This is a genomic window from uncultured Paraglaciecola sp. (assembly GCF_913058035.1).
Lineage (GTDB): Bacteria > Pseudomonadota > Gammaproteobacteria > Enterobacterales > Alteromonadaceae > Paraglaciecola.
The window spans coordinates 1-3,540 of sequence record NZ_CAJXPA010000298.1; the positions used below are offsets into that span (position 1 = coordinate 1).

Annotated in this window: 1 protein-coding gene and 3 tRNA genes; all 4 read right to left on the reverse strand. The window is 42.1% G+C overall.

Annotated features, from left to right (window positions below; all coding sequences use genetic code 11):
• The coding region (locus QZ562_RS20490) for a M28 family peptidase (protein ID WP_293764469.1) at positions 1-2,086 on the reverse strand (2,086 nt) is incomplete at its 3' end.
• A 979-nt stretch (positions 2,087-3,065) separates the two neighbouring features.
• Positions 3,066-3,152, reverse strand: a tRNA-Leu gene (locus QZ562_RS20495).
• A 36-nt stretch (positions 3,153-3,188) separates the two neighbouring features.
• Positions 3,189-3,262: transfer RNA gene (locus tag QZ562_RS20500), tRNA-Cys, on the reverse strand.
• A 27-nt stretch (positions 3,263-3,289) separates the two neighbouring features.
• Positions 3,290-3,365: transfer RNA gene (locus tag QZ562_RS20505), tRNA-Gly, on the reverse strand.
• Positions 3,366-3,540: the final 175 nt, after the last annotated feature.

The following is a 3,540-nucleotide window of genomic DNA, read 5'->3' on the forward strand; positions in this document are numbered from 1 at the left end:
ATTTAAGGGAGTCGCTGTTTGTTTCAATCGATTGCAAGCTCGAATCAATCGGCACATAAATAACGAGGTCGCTTAAGTTTTCAGCGAATGCCGATAAATTTAACTGTACTTTCTTAGCGTATTCGTTGCTGGCAAGTTCACGGATTTCAGCTATTGCTGGCTCAAATAGTTCTGAATCCACTTTAGTGCTGTGGAACATCCAAGCCGACCAAGGGAAGATCGTCGTCAATTCGCCTTCACCCGACAGAGCACTCAGTAGTTCATCTGACGGTTGATTCCGCTGATGCCCCTTGAGAATAAAAGCTTCTCCCTTGGAATTTTGTAAATATTGCAAATTAAGGTGCTGAGGCATCCATTGCGTATATGTGGCCTGTAAGCTCGTCCAGCCAACTCCGTACAACATCAGAACTGAGACACTATAAAGCAGTTTTTTGAATCCACCAGCAGCACTCGAATTCATGGTTAAAACGGGTAGCAAAGAGATCACAACAAAAGCCAATACCATGCCAACCGCCTCGCTCATCTGATATCCGATCATTATTTCTAACACATACGCGATAGGCATAAAACTAATCGCACAAATACATGCGCTAATGATCAAAACTAAGGTGTGTATTGTCACTTTTGATTGTTCAGGGAGATCAGCTCCAATTAACCAAACGAATATAAATAAGCCAGCGATACCTGCAACAGCTGGGAGGATAAACAGAAAGCTGATCCCAGGCATCAAAATGCTACTTAATACACTGAGTAATATCCAAAATACTGAGGTCGCGAGCAACATATTGATTGAGCTAGCACCGCGAGCAAACATACGGCCAATGAAAAGTCCAAAAAGCGCCACTCCCAACCATAGAGCTAGTTGCATGGGTAATTGATTGCTGTACCAAGGATAATTACTGCCACTAATGGTTTGAGTAATGAGTTTAATTCCCATAGCAACAAGAACGGAAACCACCAATATAATCACGGTCGACAATAAACCTAAGAGTACTTGTTTGGTGCTCAAGTGCTGCTGTTTTGACAACAACACGAACACAAACACCAGTAATAAAACCAGTATGCATGACACAGCTATACTGGTGGATTCACTCCAGCTAATGACAAACAATCCCATCACATCGGTGTAAACCAAATTACCTTTTTCAACTTTTACCAAATCGACATTTTTAATGTTACTTAACACACCCCAAACGTTATCACCGTGATGTTGCAAGCTTCCGCGATCGAGATTTTCAAGGTTGTCTAAAGGAGTATGGTAGTGAGGCAAACGTTCTGCATGTGCAAAATTAAGTCCTTGTAAACCATGTTCTTTAAAAATAGTAAGATCAGTATCATTAGGAAGAAACCTATACACTTCATAAAATAGCGAACTACTTAAAGGTGCCTTTGCAGTCTGAGCGTAATGTTTAACCAACCAGCCACTGTCTTCACCGGTTTCGAACATTACACTTTTACCCGAGCTACCACGCGCCTCTACATTTATAGCAAGTTGCAGCTTTTTGGCCAAAGGATGTTGTTCCATAAAAGCTTTTGCACCAAACAGACCAAACTCTTCACCTTCATTAAATAACAATACGATGGAGTTTCGCGGTTGCTCAGCAAGTGATAACAGCCGTGCAGTTTCAAGTAAGGTGCCAACCGCAGCACCTGCATCACTGCCTCCAGGGCCAGCGCCTACAGAGTCGTAATGGGCAGAAAGCAGAATACCTTTACCCTCTTCACGCCCTTCAATATGAACAATAATATTTCTTACTCGCGTGCAACGTGCAAAACCTCTCTCGGAGTCATGACAAATTTCACTGTCCTGAATGTCTTCCTGATATCCCATACCTCTTAGCAGGCTAACCAAACGTTGCTCAACCACTCGATTGGCCAGACTATCAACCGGATGCGGTATTTGTTCAAAGGTCAATTGTTGCAACATATTGAACGCTCGCTCACTGGAAAATACAGATTCTGGTGCGGCGGTAGAAAGAGGAGTGATACTAGATAATTGAGACTTTATAAAGGATGCGATAAAGACAAATAGGACCAACAAAATAAGCAGTGGTTTTAATGTTGTCGTTGGTAGGCTCTGATGCATTTTGTCCCTAACTTTTTTATTTAAAATAAAATTATAAATAACCCTAACTTATTACTCTAAAGCAAACCACTTGATTTGTTTATTATGGGGCGCGTGTCTTGGCTGATCGACAAACAAAATTTACGTTCCTCTGAATTGTCTGCTACCAAAGCTATCTAATGACTTGGTCATGAAAGCTTATTGAAACAAAACAGTAAACAATGATTAAAACAATGTATTAGTAGAAAGTTTAGCTGTATAGCCTCCAATTACAATCAGCGAAGCCAATGCACCTGCCCTACCCTCGACTCAAAGCTATCCAACTAATATAGAAAGCAAAAAGTACGCTGCACGCCATCATCCGTGATGGTTTTTGTCTCAAATCCCTTCGTACCTGTTACTCTTTTTTCAATATCAAAAAATAGAGTAACCAGAAAAATACCGCCGTTAATAACGTTTTTAACCGCAAAAATCAGCTTATTCTTGAGTCTTTACAAATATATCTTTTCAAGCTCCACTCAAATGACTTCTCCGCGCGGCGTCCGCTATCATTTGTCCCAAAAATAAGCTATTTCATGCTGAAACTTTCAAGGCGGGAAAAGCAGTGGCAAAGCTACCAAAGAGGTATCGGCGAAGCCGATGTTTTCGTTTTAACTTTTACCCTACCCTCACATGTATGTTCGCCAATTATTAGGTGAAGAGCATAACTAGCGAATAGCCTTTTTTAATTACTATTCTTTGGCTGTTAAAAAAGTAAGTTGGACGCAGAGGATTTCGTTTGAAAAAAACCAAGGATGACGGTAAGCGTTAGCACATGCTTTTGGTTGCTGTAGAAAAAATGAAAATCGCACAGTTAGGAAGTTGTATGAAGAAACATACGGACGGCGCACGAGATAACAACAAGCTCAGCGCATTATCTGTTATGTAAGAGTACAGGATTTTATAAATAAAATAGAAGGTCAAACATCTGAAGTTTGCTTTTAAATACATAAAAAACAAATGGTGCCCGGGGCCGGACTTGAACCGGCACGTCCTTACGAACGAGGGATTTTAAATCCCTTGTGTCTACCAATTCCACCACTCGGGCATCGAGTTTGCTATTTAAAGCATGTGGAGTGTTGAATGGAGGCGGAACCCGGAGTCGAACCGAGGTGGACGGATTTGCAATCCGCTGCATGGCCACTCTGCCATTCCGCCAAACCGTTGGACAACCTAATGAAAACTTGGAGCGGCACACGAGGCTCGAACTCGTGACCTCGACCTTGGCAAGGTCGCGCTCTACCAACTGAGCTACTCCCGCATCTATCCGCCTATTTTGAATCGACAAGCTCGGCGTGTCAAGCACCTAGGCAACTGAATTTGCGCAATTTTGTCTAAACTCTTTGCCTGGACAGTGAACTAAGGCCTAAATCCTAGTTCGCAGGGTCCTCACTATCTGAAAAAGCGGCCTGCATATAACTCACCATGGACCAGAT